Consider the following 13,485-nt stretch of genomic DNA (forward strand, 5'->3'; position numbering starts at 1 on the left):
TCTTGGTATCCTCGCCTTTGCGTTCGACGTGGCCCGCTGGGGCCGATTTCCTTGAAGTATCAAGTGACATTATTCAGCCACATCCTTGCTGCCGCCGGTGATCCGGTTCACCAGAAATACCAGTGCCGAGAAAGCCAATGTAATTGCTGCCAAAACCACGCCCATGGCACAGGCAAGGCCGAACTGTTGCTTGGAGAAGGCAGTGCTGAACAGTTTCTGCGACATGACCAGCGTTGAGTTCTGCGGTCCACCCGTGGAGTTCAACACGGACATGTAAACGAAGGCGTCCAACGCCAAAATGCCCATGTACACGTAGGCCGTCTGGATGTTGTCGCGAATCAACGGAATGGTGATGCTCATTGCCGTCCGGAAACGGCCGGCACCGTCAATGCGTGCGGCTTCATAGGTTTCGGCGGGAATGCCCTTGATCGCTGCGATGAACAAGATCATGTAGAAGCCCACAAAGCCCCACACCATCACCACCATCGAAGCAACCATGGCCGTGCGCGCGTCGCCAAGCCACGGATAGTCCTTAAACCCGTCAAGCCCAATCCCGGTCAAGATGCCGTTGAGCAAGCCGTTATCGGGAGTGTAAATTTGGGCCCAAATGATGCCTATAACCACCGCCGGGATCACATACGGGAAGAAGGAGATGATCCGGTAGAAGCCCGCACCCTTGAGTCCCTTGATCTGCCCGCGGCTGCTGCCGCCAATGGTCACCAGGGTAGCGAGGATGAGACTCAAAACAATGGTAATGATCGGCAGAAAGATGACCAAAATGATGCTGTTGCGGATGGAGATCATAAAGATGTCGTCATTGAACAGCTTGACGTAGTTGCCAAGCCCTACGAACGGCATGTTGTTGTCGAAGCCGCTCCAGCTGGTCATCGAGTAGTAAATTGCCTGGGCGAAAGGCGAGATCACGAAGACCAGATAGATCACCAACGGCAGTCCCAGGAAGACTGCCATGAAGCTGACCTTGTCGAATGTCAGTTTTTTCCGGCGCCGCCGGGCGGTGGCGACAGCGCCACCGCCCGACTTCACTTCGTTTGTTGCGTGTGTCACTTCACTTCAATCTTCTCGACGGAGTCGTTCTTGGCTACCTTGTCCGTGATCTCCTGCAGGGCCTTGGTGAGGGCGGCAACATCGATCTTGCCATCGAGGAAGGAGTTCCACGGGACAAGCATGTCGGCGTTCATGCCGTACAGGTCGATGAAGTTCCAGGTGAAGATGTCCTTGCCGGCAGCATCAAGCAAGTCCGTCTGCGAGACAAGTGCTGTGGAACCGAAGCCGTCGGCCGGGACAGTGCCCTTGACAACTGTCGGAGCCAGCTTGGTTTTGGCGAAGTTGGTGGCAGCTTCCTTGGAGAGCATGGTGCGCAGCAATTCCTTGCCCGCGGCCACATTGACGCCTTTGGAGGGAACAATGAAGGGCTCACCGGCTGCTGAGTGCAGGCCCGTCTGGGGCAGCTTCGGGCTGTCGGAGACAACCGGTACGGCAGCACCCGTCATCTCGAAGCCCTTCTTGGTTAGGTCCTTCATCTCGTTCTCAATCCAGGAACCCGACGGGTACAGCAATGCCGTCTGGTCGTTGGACCACTGAGCCTGTGCCGCCGTGAAGACGGTGCCGGAACCACCGGGCTTGAAGTAGCCTGCCTTGACCGCTTTCTCCATGGCAGTGAAGACGCTCTGGATGGCCGGGTTCGACCAGGCGTCGGGCTTGAGGTTCTCAAGAGCCAGCCGGACGTCGTCGCCGCCTTCCTTGATCGCTGAGGCGATGGCCATTTCCTGGTAGTACGTGGCAGCTTCCTTGCCCCAGGCGAACAGGTACAGGTCCTTGCTCTTTTCCTTGGCCTTGGCGCCGAGAGCCAGTGCTTCTTCCCACGTAGTGGGGGGTGTCCAGCCATTTTCCTTGAACAGGCTGGCGGAGTACCACATTGCATAGACAGTCAGCACGTAGTTGATGGCGGCCACCTTGCCACCGAAGGTGCCCGGTGCCAAGACGCCGTCGAACAGCGTGTCGGAGATCTTGGTGCCCTCGAGGTTGTTGGCCTCGGTGACGGAGGTGAGGTCTTCCAGCTGATCAAGGATACCGCTGAAGCCCATGGCCTTGGCACCGGAGTTGTCGATCAGGTCCGGAGGCGTGCCACCGACGAAGCGGGGCTGCATTTCCTGGGCGATATCCGTCGAGGGGCTGATCTTGACCGAAACGTCGGGGAAGTTCTTCGTGAAGATGGCTCCGGCGAAGTCAACGTAGTCGATGCCGTATCCGCCCTTGAAGATCACTGCGTCAAGTGCGCCGGTCTTGGCAACACCAAACGGGTTTTTCGTGGGGTCGACGTCACCGGCCGGGGCTGCCGACTTGTCTGCGGAATCTCCGCCGCCTGCACAGGAAGCAAGTGCGCCACCCATGGGCAAAAGTACTGCTGTGGCCAGGGCCCCGCGGAGGAATCCACGACGCTGCAACGGCTTGTTCTGAATACTCATTCTAAATACTGCCTTCCATTGATGGTACGAGCGCTAATTCGGTACTACCTTGTACTAAATGGTGCTGCTACTGCATTTCATTCGGCCGACTTCAGCGTGTGTTCTGCCGGAATCACGCCTCTCGCCTTAGCCGGCCAACATACTGGCCCACCAATGCGGTGTTGTGTTCGTCCCCGCCCGGGATATTTGCCGAAATATAGATGGGCGGCTTTTTCCCCGCACGGATCAGGCTCTGGACTGTCTCAATGGTGAGCAGCTGCGCAATGTATGCGCCCGTGATCGATGAAACAGCACCAACACCTCCTCCGCCGGAAATTTCCATTGTCGTGTCGCCATACGGCGCCATGTTATCGATAACAATATCTGCTATCTCGCTGAGCCGCATCCCACTTGGGTGCTTGGGCTCAACAGCATTGGTGTGCTGCAGACTGGTGACGGCAATAACCGTGTGGCCACGCTCCTTGGCTGCCAGGGCCAGGCCGACTATTGCGCCATTCACCCCTGAATTAGAGGAAATGATGAAGATGTCCCGCGGGTCAACCACTGAGAGGTTGAAAAGTTCCTCGGCTACGCCTGGCTCGCGCTCCAGAATGGAGCCCTCAAGAGAGTCCAATACGGCAACGTCCCGATCGCCATGGAGCACAAGGTCGCGCAGGGCAATTTTGCTCGTCGGAATCAGCCCGCCAGCGCGGCCCGCGATTTCCATGGCAAAAGCCTCGGAATGGCCGGTACCAAAGGCTTGAATGACACCACCCTTGGCCAACGCGTCGGCCATGGCGGCAGCAGCCTCATCGACACCGCCGGCAACCGCCCACGTCGTAATGGCTTCCAGCCGGGCGGAAACTTCAAGGCTGAAATTTGTAACGGAATTAGAAATGGCCCTCACCCTTTCCTGTGCTGCGGTTCCCCCTGTGGCCGCCCACTTCCAAGCGTGCAGCCCGAGTGGGGCGCCTGTGCGGGGAGACTGCCATGGCTGAAGCCGCAAGCTTCGAGGTGGTCTTGGCAAAATTCACCTGGGCCACCAGCAAATAGATCAAATCAAGCACAAGCAGCTGCACATGCTTGGCGGAGAGGTCGTCCGGTTGCAGGAATTGCTCATGGACGGAAGTGATGATGGAAGCATCGGCGCTTTCCGCCAACGGTGAGCCTGGGTTGTTGCTCAATGCCACCGTCAGCGCCCCGGCTTCTCCGGCCTCGCGGAGCATTTGGAGAGTTTCTTCAGTTCGGCCGGTGTTGGAAATACCGATGGCCACTGTGCCGGAGTCCTGAATGGCAGCACTTGTCAGACCGGCATGGACCTCCGACCAATGATGGGCGTTAATGCCGATCCTATACAGGCGCGACTGAAGCTCCTTGGCCATGACGGCACTGCCGCCGATGCCATAGATGTCCACGTGGGAACTCATGGCAATGCGGCGGGCAATCTTGTTCATCAAGGCCAGGTCCATCACCGCCGCGGTTTCCTCCAGGGAGCGCGTATGGGCGTTGACAAGCGTGCTCAACACGTCGCGTGGCGAGTCGTCGGGCCCAAAGGCGCGCCCAATGTCAGCCTTCCACGACTCGCGCGCATCGCTGCGCCCCAGGTCCGAGGCGATGCTCACGCGGAAAGGCACGTAACCGGCATAGCCGAGCAGGCGGCAAAAACGTGTGACAGTTGCCGGAGACGTTTTTGTTTGTTCCGCCAGCTCCATGATGGACAGTTCCAGCGGTGCCTGGGGGTGTTCCAGTAGGTAAGAACCGATTTTTGCCATGGCCGTCGGCATATCAGGTAGTTTGGCCTGAATGCGGTTCACGACACCAGCGGCCGTTGCCGCTACTACAGGAGTCGTAAAGGGTGACATGTGAAAATCCATTTCTTTTCGGTGACTACACATTGAAAACTATTATCACCACGGCTGTAAGTCAAGTCACACCCAGACACGGAATGATAACGATGCAAAATTACCTTGCAATTGATGCCGGCGGAACGTCCACCAGGGCGGTCTTCCTTGACTCCACGGGAGCTTGCCGCGGCTATGGGACAGCCGGTGGCGGAAACCCGGTTTCCCGCGGATTTGGACCCGCTCTTGAGGCCCTCACGCGTGCTTCATCCATGGCCCTGGAAGGCACCCCCCGGACCATCTCCGGCGTTCTCGTCGCCATGGCCGGTGCATCGCTTGAGCTGCCGACCCATTTGTACCGTGACAGCTTCGAGATGTTGGGTCTCACGGGAAACGCAATGATCGAATCTGATTTATTGGCGGCCTTTTACTCTGGAAGCTATCATGATGATGGTTTCGCTCTGATAGCTGGGACCGGAGCAGTGGGAGCACGTATCAGCGGGAGCCGGCTGGCGGCTGTCGCAGACGGCACGGGGTGGCTGCTCGGCGACGAAGGCTCCGGATTCTGGCTTGGCAGAGAAGTGGCACGGGCTGTGGCGGCAGCCCTTGACGGCCGCGGCCAAGCAACGGGGCTCACCGAATTGTTGCTTGCCGAGCTGGGGATTGACGCCCGGCCCCAAGCACTCGTGCAGGGGCGGGTGCGGGCCCAACAGCAACTGATCGCCAAAGTCTACGAACACGGCTCCATAGAGCTCTCCCGGTTCGCTCCCTTGGTTTTTGCTGTCCAGGACGATGCCGTCGCGAAGGATATTGTTCAGCGGGCAGCCAAGGCACTGGCACAGACACTGCTAGCGGTCAGTCAAGGCTTTGGAGCCGGTGAAGTGGTGGCCGGCGGAACAGGAACTGATGGCACTTCAGGGGCTATGCGAGCTGCGCCGGTTGCGGCGTTGCCGCTGGTGTTCGGAGGCAGCGTGCTCACCAAGGGTGGCACGGTGGCCCAAGCCGTGGTGAACGCGTTGGCGGCGACGGCACGTGAAGGGGATGCAGTTGCCACAACCGCGATTGCACCAGTTCTGGTGGAAGATGGCGTGGTCGGTTCGGCCGTATTGGTGCTTAAGCGCCACGGCATTGCGGTGGATGAAGCGGTCTTTGCCCGAATTCAGGACAGTTTGGCAGCAATACGCGGCTGATCCCGCGCGGACGTTCCAGCGGGCGCGGGCGGATTAGCGGGACGGGGTTTCGCCGTCGTCCACTTTCCCTGCGGCTCCGCCGTCGGCCGCCTGGTCCAACTTGATCTGCTTGAGGCGGTCGGCCGAACGGCGGTTAACGCCCGAACCTTCGCTGAGGTACTCTTCGTTTTCCTTGTGTCCCATGACGAGCAGCGAGGACAGCAGCAAGCTCACAACGAAGACAATGCCAAAGGCGATGGCGGCCAGGTCCCAGCGCAGCCCGTGCACCGTCCCGCCGGCAGAAACCACAAGCGTGACAAGGCCGGCAACTGCGGCTAGGGCACCGGAGAAACCAAGGGGGAACTTGATGGAATTACCCGAATTCGGGTTCTGCGGCTCTACACTGCCCACAATTGATCCTTTTGCTTGTTAGGTGTTTGAGCACCATGGTTTCTACGCAAAGTAGAACATACGGTTTCAGTTTACTGGGCTTTTACCTTGGTGCCGTCATGATGCAAGGTGAGGGCCGACAATGCCCAAAGTGCGCCAATCATCAAAGCCCCGCCGCCGCTGACGCCGATCAACGCGTGGGGACCCACGCCGGCAAAGAACGGCAACAGGATTCCAGTGCCAAGTCCAAGAAATCCGGAGATGATCCAGTCGCTGCGCAAAGCGAGCTTGGCCTTCGTCTCTGCTGCCGACTTGCCCAGGGCGGCGAACAGTTCCGCGGCGCCCATCAAGGCAAGGGCGGCCCCGCCAAGCCAGGCTGCAACCACGGTGGTGGCAGAAATTGCCACCACGACACCGCTCATGGCGAGGAAGCCCGCGGCGCCGAGAAGCACCAACCTGCCACGATGCCCGCGAGGCAATTCGAGCGTTCGCACCACCCAGTACTGGGTGGCTGCCAGGGCCAGGAAGTAGCCGGCGAAGCCAATACACAGGCCCAGCACCCCGGGCTCGGCCCAGAAGACCGTGACCAGACCAAAGGCCAGCGTCACAACAGCCCGCAGCAGCACGGGCTGCCACAACGCAGGGATGCCGGGCGCGACGGCGCGGGCATTGTTTGACTGGGGCAGCGCAGTTTCACTCACCCATCAAGTCTAACCGCGGCTGGCCGGAACGCCGATTTGCATCCATCGCCCAGTGCGGGCGCGCAGGCCCAAGGTCAGGCCGCGGGCACCCATGTATCCGATACTGAATGCTGCCCATACCCAGAACAGTCCTGGAACGGTGTCTCCAAAGTCCAGTTGCGAAACCCAGAAGAGCAGAGGCAAATACACCAGCAAGTTCCCAATCCCGGCCAGGGCAAGGTACCGGGCGTCCCCTGCGCCGATGAGCACGCCGTCAAGCACAAACACGTAACCGGCGAGTGGCTGGCCGACAGCCATCACCACCAGCGCGGCGCTAAGTGCCGCATGGACGCCGACGTCGGGGGTGAATATCCAGCCGACGGCGCCTGAGGCGGCCCATAGGGAAAGTCCCGTCACGATGCCAAAGACCAAACCCCATCGGGTCATGGTCCGCGTCAAGACACGCACTTGAACAATGTTGCCGGCGCCCAATTCCTTCCCAATCAAGGCTTGGGCGGCGATGGCAAGGGCGTCGAGAGCGAAGGCGAGGAACGTAAAGACTGTCATGGCCAGCTGATGCGCCGCCAGATTAGTGGCGCCCTGCGCCGTCACAACAAGTACGGTGGCCAAGATGGCGCCGCGCAACGACAGGGTCCGCAGCATCAACCAACTGCCCACCCGGGACACCGTTCGGATCCCTGCCCAGTCGGGGCGAAGCCCCACACCGTACTGTCGGGCCGCTCGCACCACTATGACCAGATACACCGCCGCCATGCCCCACTGGGCAATCACCGTGCCCAATGCGGCTCCGGCCACCGACATCCCCACACCGTAGACCAGCACAAGATTCAGCATGATGTTGACGGCGAACCCGACAACCGCGACCACGAGTGGTGTCTTTGTGTCCTGCAGCCCGCGCAACACACCCATAGCCGCCATAACCAGCAGCATGGCGGGGATCCCGGCCAGGCTGATCATAAAGTACGTCTGCGCGTATTCCAGTACCTCCCCGCCGGCACCCATGACGCGAAAAAGTCCGCCCCCGGCAATTATGCCAAAAACAGCAAGCACCAGTCCCAGGAGCGCGGCAAGCCACAGGCCGTCGCGTCCAACCGCAAGGGCATCCGCGTGCCGCCCTGCCCCCAAAAGCCGTGCCACGGCAGGAGTCGTGGAGTATGCCAGAAACACCATAAGCCCCACCACTGTTTGCAGGACTGTGGCCGCCAAACCAACACCCGCCAGTTGTGAAACTCCCAAGTGTCCCACAATGGCTGAATCGGCCAACAGGAATAGGGGTTCTGCTATAAGGGCGCCGAATGCGGGTATCGCCAAGCCCCGGATGGCCCTGGCGGTGGCGCGGCGATTGTCCCCGGAGGCGTCGGTCAGCGTCGTTGGTTTGGACATGCTTTAACAGTATCGGCCGCAGCGGTGCTTGACGTCCACATACCTAACGGCCACGTCCGTCGACGGGTGCACACGATCGGCCGCGCCCGCACCGCCTCGGCGCCATGCAGCTAGTAGCTTCCCCCGCCGTCGCTGGCCATGTTGGCAAAGCGCGAGTAGTGGCCTTGGAAGGCCACAACCATTGTTTTCGTAGGACCGTTGCGGTGCTTGGCCACGATCACATCCGCCTCGCCGGCGCGGGCTGATTCTTTGTCATAGATGTCGTCGCGGTGCAGCAAGATCACCATGTCAGCGTCCTGCTCGATGGAGCCCGACTCGCGAAGGTCCGAGACCATGGGCTTCTTGTCGGTGCGCTGCTCAGACCCACGGTTCAGCTGCGACAGGGCAACGACGGGGACCTGAAGCTCCTTGGCCAGCAGTTTCAGTGCACGGGAAAACTCGGAGACTTCTTGCTGGCGTGACTCAACGCGCTTGCCGGAGGACATGAGCTGAAGGTAATCCAAAATGACCAGCTTGAGGTCGTGCTGCTGCTTCAGGCGACGGCACTTGGCGCGGATCTCCATCAGCGACATATTGGGAGAATCGTCGATAAAGAGTGGAGCTTCGTTCATTTTGCCCATGGTCGTGGCAATCTTGGACCACTGGTCGTCCTTGACGGTACCCTTGCGCAGGTCCTGCAGGTTAATGGTGGCCTCGGCCGACAACAAGCGCATCGCAAGCTCATTGCGGCCCATTTCCAAGGAAAAAACCACTGTGGCCATGTTGTGGTCAATGGCCGCCGAGCGTGCCCAGTCAAGCGCGAAAGTACTCTTGCCCACGGCTGGTCTGGCAGCAATGACGATCATCTGGCCGGGGTGGAGCCCGTTGGTCAGCTCGTCAAATTCGTAGAATCCCGTGGGCACCCCTGTCATACCCTCACCCTTGTGCCCTGAAGCCTCAATTTCATCCACAGTGGATTCCATGACGTCCTTCAGGAGCACGTAGTCCTCCGTGGTCCGACGTTCAGCCACGGCAAAGATCTCTGCCTGAGCTGCGTTGACGACCTCTTCGACTTCTCCGTCCTGGGCATAGCCCATCTGGACGATCTTCGTTCCGGCCGTCACCAAGCGGCGCAGCACGGCCCGCTCGCCCACAATTTCCGCATAAAAACCGGCGTTGGCGGCCGTGGGAACAGACTGGATGAGTTGGTGAAGGTAGGCTGCACCGCCGATCTTGGTAATCTCGCCGCGTTTTGTCAGCTCGTCGGCTACCGTCACGGCATCGGCGGGTTCTCCCCTGCCATAGAGGTCCAGGATGGCCTCATAGATGCTCTCATGCGACGGGCGGTAGAAATCATTGCCACGCAGTACTTCCACGACGTCTGCAATGGCATCCTTGGAGAGCATCATGCCACCCAAGACACTTTGTTCTGCCACTAAATCCTGCGGCGGTGTCCTGGCAAAATCCGGTTCACGGGGGGTTGTCCCTATTTCCCTGGCTGGAGCCGACATGTCTGTGCCCTCTTTCCGCCCTGCTGGCCGGGTCTTTCACCGCCGCTGGCGGTGTGTTTTTTTATCGACTGCTCCATGCCAGCTGGTACGGACAAAGTCGTCATTTCGGAGAGCCTAGTTGCTACGTTAGACGCTGAAAGGGCATCCACCAACCCCGCTGCCCACCGAGGCTGTGGATAACCGGTGCATTAACTGCCTCAGCTTGTGCACAGGATGGGGACAAGAGTGTGGATAAGTACAGGATTAGCCAGAGAATGTGCTTCTGACCTGTACAAACGTTGTCCACTGCCTGTGGAGGAGTACATTTTTCGGATACAAAATGTCTCTCTGCTCACAGCGTTGCCCGTGTTTATTCGCGGCAGCTCACAACAATATCCACAGACATATGCCCGCATGTGGATATCCCTGGCAAGCACTCGAAAATGTCATGGACTGGACTGCCTGCAACGTACTGCCTGCAACGACAGGAGACGCGACATGGCCAAGGATCCACTCCCCGGCAGCACGTCCAAGGGCGGCAATAAGACGTCGGCCGCGGAAGCCGAGCCAGTGGATTTCATCAACAGCGTCGACACCACGGCAACTCGCCGCGCAGATGCCCACCCGCTACCAGCCTTGATGCAGGAAACCACCGGGCAGCCGCCACGTAGGTGGGATCCGAGCATCATTGGGTTTGGCTCATACCATTACACGTACGCTTCAGGGTGTGAGGGCGACGCTGCTGCTGCAGGATTTTCACCGCGAAAGGCCAACCTGGTCATATACGGGCTCACGGACACATCGGGCTCTGCCGAGCTGTTGAAGAAGCTGGGCCACTTCAGATCCGGGGGCATCATGCATATACCTCAACAAGCTTGCGGACATTGATGCAGGCATTCTGCGCCGGCTCATAGCGCTGAGTTACCAGCGCCTGACCACAACGGAGGTTCAGTCCCTGTAGTCCGGCAAGAACCAGCTTTCGAGGCCGCTGCGGCAAGCGAAGCCGTTCCACGCGTTGGCTTAAAGTAAGTAGCCCGGCCCCCATTCAAAGGGGCCGGGCTACTTGCAACGCTTTGTGCAGGCGACTAGCTTGCTACAACGTTCAGGGTGATGACAGCGGAAACGTCGTCGTGGAGACGAACGTTTGCCGTGTGCTTGCCAACCGACTTGATGTGGGCGGGCAGTTCAACCTTGCGCTTGTCAATGCTTCCCAGACCTGCAGCGGCAACAGCCTTCGCAACGTCGTCGGCCTTGACGGTACCGAACAGGCGACCTGAGGCGCCGGCCTTGACCTTCAAGGCAACAACCTGGCCCTGGAGGCTGGCAGCCTGTTCCTGGGCAGCTTCAACTGAAGCGTGGGCGTGTGCCAGGCGGGCAGCCTTGATGGCTTCCACCTGCTTCTCACCACCCTTGGACCAGGTGAGAGCGAAGCCGCGGGGCAGAAGGAAGTTACGTGCGTAACCGTTCTTCACCTCGACGATGTCGCCGGCGGCACCGAGGCCGCTTACTTCGTGGGTCAAAATGAGCTTTGCCATGATAATTTATCTCCCTTAACCGCGGCCAGCGCCGGAGTAGGGAAGCAATGCAACTTCGCGGGCGTTCTTGATTGCCTGAGCGATTTTGCGCTGCTCCTGAACGGTGACACCCGTGACGCGGCGCGCACGGATCTTTCCACGGTCAGAAATAAATTTGCGCAGCAATGCTACGTCCTTGTAGTCGATGACAGTGATGTCAGCAGCCTTCAAGGGATTGGACTTTGGTTTGGGCTTACGGAGTTCAGCCTTAGCCATCGTGGAGCTCCTTAGTGTTAGTGGAGCCCGTGGATATTAATCCGCGGGATGGTGTGCGTACGGCGGTTGCCGCACATTTGTGAATAAGCGTGGTGCACAGGGTTCCTGCTTGGCGGCTGAACCGACAAGAAAAGGCATGCACCGCACGTTTAGAAGGGAGGCTCGGAGTTGTCCGGGCCTGCGCCCCAACCGGAAGACCCGCCACCGGGCGTGGCCCAGGGATCGGATGCCGGTGCGGATTGCTGCTGTTGGCCGCCATTGCCACCGAAGTTTCCTCCGCCGGAATTGCCGCCGAAGCCGCCTTGCCCCCCGCCGGCGTTGCCGCCGCCGAAGTTTCCGCCCTGGCCGCCTTGGCCACCACCGAAGTTGTTCCCACCCTGACCGCCGGAGCGTTGGGTGCGGTTGACCTTGGCGTTGGCATAGCGCAGCGAGGGGCCGATCTCGTCGACCTCAAGCTCCATGACGGTGCGCTTTTCGCCTTCTTTGGTGTCGTAGGTCCGCGACTTCAGCCGGCCCGAAACGATCACGCGGGTTCCCTTTGTCAGGGACTCGGCAACGTTTTCGGCCGCTTCACGCCAGATCGACGCGCGAAGGAACAGCGTTTCGCCGTCCTTCCACTCGTTGCTCTGGCGGTCCAAGGTCCGCGGAGTCGACGCAACGGTGAAGTTCGCTACTGCTGAACCGCTCGGGGTAAACCGAAGTTCGGGGTCGCTGGTGAGGTTACCAACGACCGTGATAGTGGTTTCGCCTGCCATCTGCTCCTGCTTCCTGCTTGGTGTTTTCCTACAAAGAAAAAACTAAAAAGTTAGGGCCGAAATTACTCGGCTTCTACTTTCTGCTCTTCCGGACGGGTGATCTTGGTGCGCAGGATGGTCTCATTGAGGCCAAGCACGCGATCAAGTTCCTGAGCGGTAGCGGGAGCAGCAGTGAAGTTCACCACGGCGTAGATACCTTCAGACTTCTTCTGGATGTCGTAAGCCAGGCGGCGACGGCCCCAGATGTCAACCTTTTCGATGGTTCCACCATCGTTGGTGATGACATTCAGGAACTTCTGCAGCGACGGCTCAACGGTACGCTCATCAACATCGGGGTCGATGATTACCATCAGTTCGTAAGGACGCATATGTGAACCCACCTCCTTTGGTCTAGGCGGTTACGGCATTTCCGTAACAGGAGGTTCATTTGCGGTGCCTGCACGGCTGCCAAATCCACTCAATGAGTGGACCCGGTGCCAGCACAGACTTGTCTATCTTACCGTAAGCACGACGCCGGGAAGTCACCCCTGTGCGTAAGTCTCACCACATGCGGTGGAGAGGGAACTGCCAAACCGCGGGTGCGGATTTATGCCGCCTCACCACTGGGATCCTTCTCTTCGGCAGCGGCCAGCAGCTTTTCTGCCCACTCAATACACTTTGCAGACTTGTTGCGCGTGAGGCTCTGGACGTTGTATCCAGCTTTGGTCTTCTCTCCAAGCAGGCGGCTGAGGGTCGCGCTGTCTCCGCCTGCAGCTTTCAGGACTCTAATGGCATCAGCGTGGTTGCCGGACTTGGAGTGCTGACCGTCGGCCAGCAGGCAGAAACCATCCGAGGCAGCGATCCCCGCATGTACGGCGAGCGTCGCAATGGCGTCAGAAGAAGCACTCATCAGGCAACCATCAACTCATCTACCCGATGCTCCAGCCATCGACTGTCACCAAAAACGTGAACGCCGTCGCGATGAATGGAGTCAAAAATCGGAGCTGGCTGAATTTCAGAAACTTCATAGACCATGGGCCGCACGTCATTGCCCGTGAGCTGGTATGCGGATATGGCAAGGTCACTGATGGCCGCGTAAAGCTGGTCGCTGGCGCTATCCGGAACCACAAACAACAGGTCAATATCAGAGCCATTGCGCATTTCTCGCCGCGCTGCGGAACCAAACAGCGTCACTTGCAATGGCTGTTCGTCCCACCCCGCAATCCGCGCAGTCAGGAACCCGACGAATCGCTGCATCGCCGTCGAAGCCTCAACGACAAGCCCTGAAAGCATGTGCCGGGTATTTAGTGCGTACTCCATGCGGTTTCCCACGTGGCTTGCACTCACGACGCCGCTCTGTTCAAGCCTCACCAAACAGCGCCGCACACCGGAAACCGATCCGGAGACTCCGGATTCGCGCACCAGGTTTCCTGGTGAGCGGGGAATCCCATCGGCCAGCACTATGAGGACGTCAGCCTCAAGCGCCGGACAAATGGCGCGAAGCGGGTTTTGCAACTGCATGAAATACCTCCAATCACTCACT

16 protein-coding genes are annotated in these 13,485 nt (G+C 59.3%); 2 read left to right on the forward strand and 14 right to left on the reverse strand.

The genetic code is table 11. The features are described 5' to 3' along the window. Nucleotides 1-69: 69 nt before the first annotated feature. The 4 genes from QMG25_RS01955 to QMG25_RS01970 all read right to left on the reverse strand — a co-directional run bounded on the left by QMG25_RS01955 (nucleotide 70) and on the right by QMG25_RS01970 (nucleotide 4,327). Complete coding sequence (locus QMG25_RS01955) at nucleotides 70-969, reverse strand: carbohydrate ABC transporter permease (protein ID WP_502866335.1); 900 nt, start codon at nucleotides 967-969, stop codon at nucleotides 70-72. 92 nt (nucleotides 970-1,061) lie between these two features. Then, complete coding sequence (ngcE, locus tag QMG25_RS01960; protein WP_283456744.1) at nucleotides 1,062-2,486, reverse strand: N-acetylglucosamine/diacetylchitobiose ABC transporter substrate-binding protein; 1,425 nt, start codon at nucleotides 2,484-2,486, stop codon at nucleotides 1,062-1,064. Nucleotides 2,487-2,598: 112 nt separating this feature from the next. Further along, nucleotides 2,599-3,372, reverse strand: a complete 774-nt coding sequence (locus QMG25_RS01965) for a sugar isomerase domain-containing protein (protein ID WP_283456746.1) — start codon at nucleotides 3,370-3,372, stop codon at nucleotides 2,599-2,601. Then, entirely contained in the window at nucleotides 3,356-4,327 is a 972-nt protein-coding gene (locus QMG25_RS01970) for a MurR/RpiR family transcriptional regulator (RefSeq protein WP_283456748.1), read from the reverse strand. Before QMG25_RS01970 ends, QMG25_RS01965 begins: the two co-directional genes overlap by 17 nt. 92 nt (nucleotides 4,328-4,419) lie before the next feature. On the opposite strand from QMG25_RS01970, the gene QMG25_RS01975 reads away from it, so the two are divergent. After that, nucleotides 4,420-5,496 (forward strand): N-acetylglucosamine kinase, encoded by a 1,077-nt coding sequence (locus QMG25_RS01975; RefSeq protein WP_283456750.1) that lies wholly within the window; start codon nucleotides 4,420-4,422, stop codon nucleotides 5,494-5,496. A gap of 33 nt (nucleotides 5,497-5,529) precedes the next feature. On the opposite strand, the gene QMG25_RS01980 is transcribed toward QMG25_RS01975, so the two are convergent. From QMG25_RS01980 to dnaB, 4 genes are all read right to left on the reverse strand, one after another. Further along, entirely contained in the window at nucleotides 5,530-5,886 is a 357-nt protein-coding gene (locus tag QMG25_RS01980; protein WP_283456752.1) for a hypothetical protein, read from the reverse strand. Between the two features lie 71 nt (nucleotides 5,887-5,957). Then, nucleotides 5,958-6,566, reverse strand: a complete 609-nt coding sequence (locus tag QMG25_RS01985; RefSeq protein ID WP_283456754.1) for a hypothetical protein — start codon at nucleotides 6,564-6,566, stop codon at nucleotides 5,958-5,960. Nucleotides 6,567-6,575: 9 nt separating this feature from the next. Continuing rightward, a complete protein-coding gene (locus QMG25_RS01990) occupies nucleotides 6,576-7,949 on the reverse strand; it encodes an MATE family efflux transporter (RefSeq protein WP_283456756.1) in 1,374 nt (457 codons plus the stop codon). 110 nt (nucleotides 7,950-8,059) lie between these two features. Next, nucleotides 8,060-9,439 carry a replicative DNA helicase gene (gene dnaB, locus QMG25_RS01995; RefSeq protein WP_283456757.1) on the reverse strand — a complete coding sequence of 460 codons (1,380 nt, stop codon included), beginning with the start codon at nucleotides 9,437-9,439 and terminating at the stop codon, nucleotides 8,060-8,062. 477 nt (nucleotides 9,440-9,916) lie between these two features. Here dnaB and QMG25_RS02000 point away from each other — a divergent pair, with 477 nt between their 5' ends. After that, on the forward strand, nucleotides 9,917-10,306 hold the full coding sequence (locus tag QMG25_RS02000; protein WP_283456759.1) for a DUF1801 domain-containing protein: 390 nt from the start codon (nucleotides 9,917-9,919) through the stop codon (nucleotides 10,304-10,306). A 197-nt stretch (nucleotides 10,307-10,503) separates the two neighbouring features. On the opposite strand, the gene rplI is transcribed toward QMG25_RS02000, so the two are convergent. The 6 genes from rplI to QMG25_RS02030 form a co-directional block, all read right to left on the reverse strand. Next, nucleotides 10,504-10,953, reverse strand: a complete 450-nt coding sequence (gene rplI, locus QMG25_RS02005; RefSeq protein ID WP_283456760.1) for a 50S ribosomal protein L9 — start codon at nucleotides 10,951-10,953, stop codon at nucleotides 10,504-10,506. A gap of 15 nt (nucleotides 10,954-10,968) precedes the next feature. Next, a complete protein-coding gene (gene rpsR, locus QMG25_RS02010; protein ID WP_003800144.1) occupies nucleotides 10,969-11,208 on the reverse strand; it encodes a 30S ribosomal protein S18 in 240 nt (79 codons plus the stop codon). Between the two features lie 149 nt (nucleotides 11,209-11,357). Then, a complete protein-coding gene (locus QMG25_RS02015) occupies nucleotides 11,358-11,963 on the reverse strand; it encodes a single-stranded DNA-binding protein (protein WP_283456827.1) in 606 nt (201 codons plus the stop codon). Between the two features lie 62 nt (nucleotides 11,964-12,025). Then, complete coding sequence (rpsF, locus tag QMG25_RS02020) at nucleotides 12,026-12,331, reverse strand: 30S ribosomal protein S6 (RefSeq protein ID WP_207345654.1); 306 nt, start codon at nucleotides 12,329-12,331, stop codon at nucleotides 12,026-12,028. A 218-nt stretch (nucleotides 12,332-12,549) separates the two neighbouring features. Beyond that, a complete protein-coding gene (locus QMG25_RS02025; RefSeq protein WP_283456828.1) occupies nucleotides 12,550-12,852 on the reverse strand; it encodes a hypothetical protein in 303 nt (100 codons plus the stop codon). After that, nucleotides 12,852-13,463 carry a nucleotidyltransferase domain-containing protein gene (locus QMG25_RS02030; RefSeq protein ID WP_283456829.1) on the reverse strand — a complete coding sequence of 204 codons (612 nt, stop codon included), beginning with the start codon at nucleotides 13,461-13,463 and terminating at the stop codon, nucleotides 12,852-12,854. Before QMG25_RS02030 ends, QMG25_RS02025 begins: the two co-directional genes overlap by 1 nt. Nucleotides 13,464-13,485: the final 22 nt, after the last annotated feature.

This window comes from Arthrobacter sp. H35-D1, assembly GCF_030063185.1.
GTDB lineage: Bacteria > Actinomycetota > Actinomycetes > Actinomycetales > Micrococcaceae > Specibacter.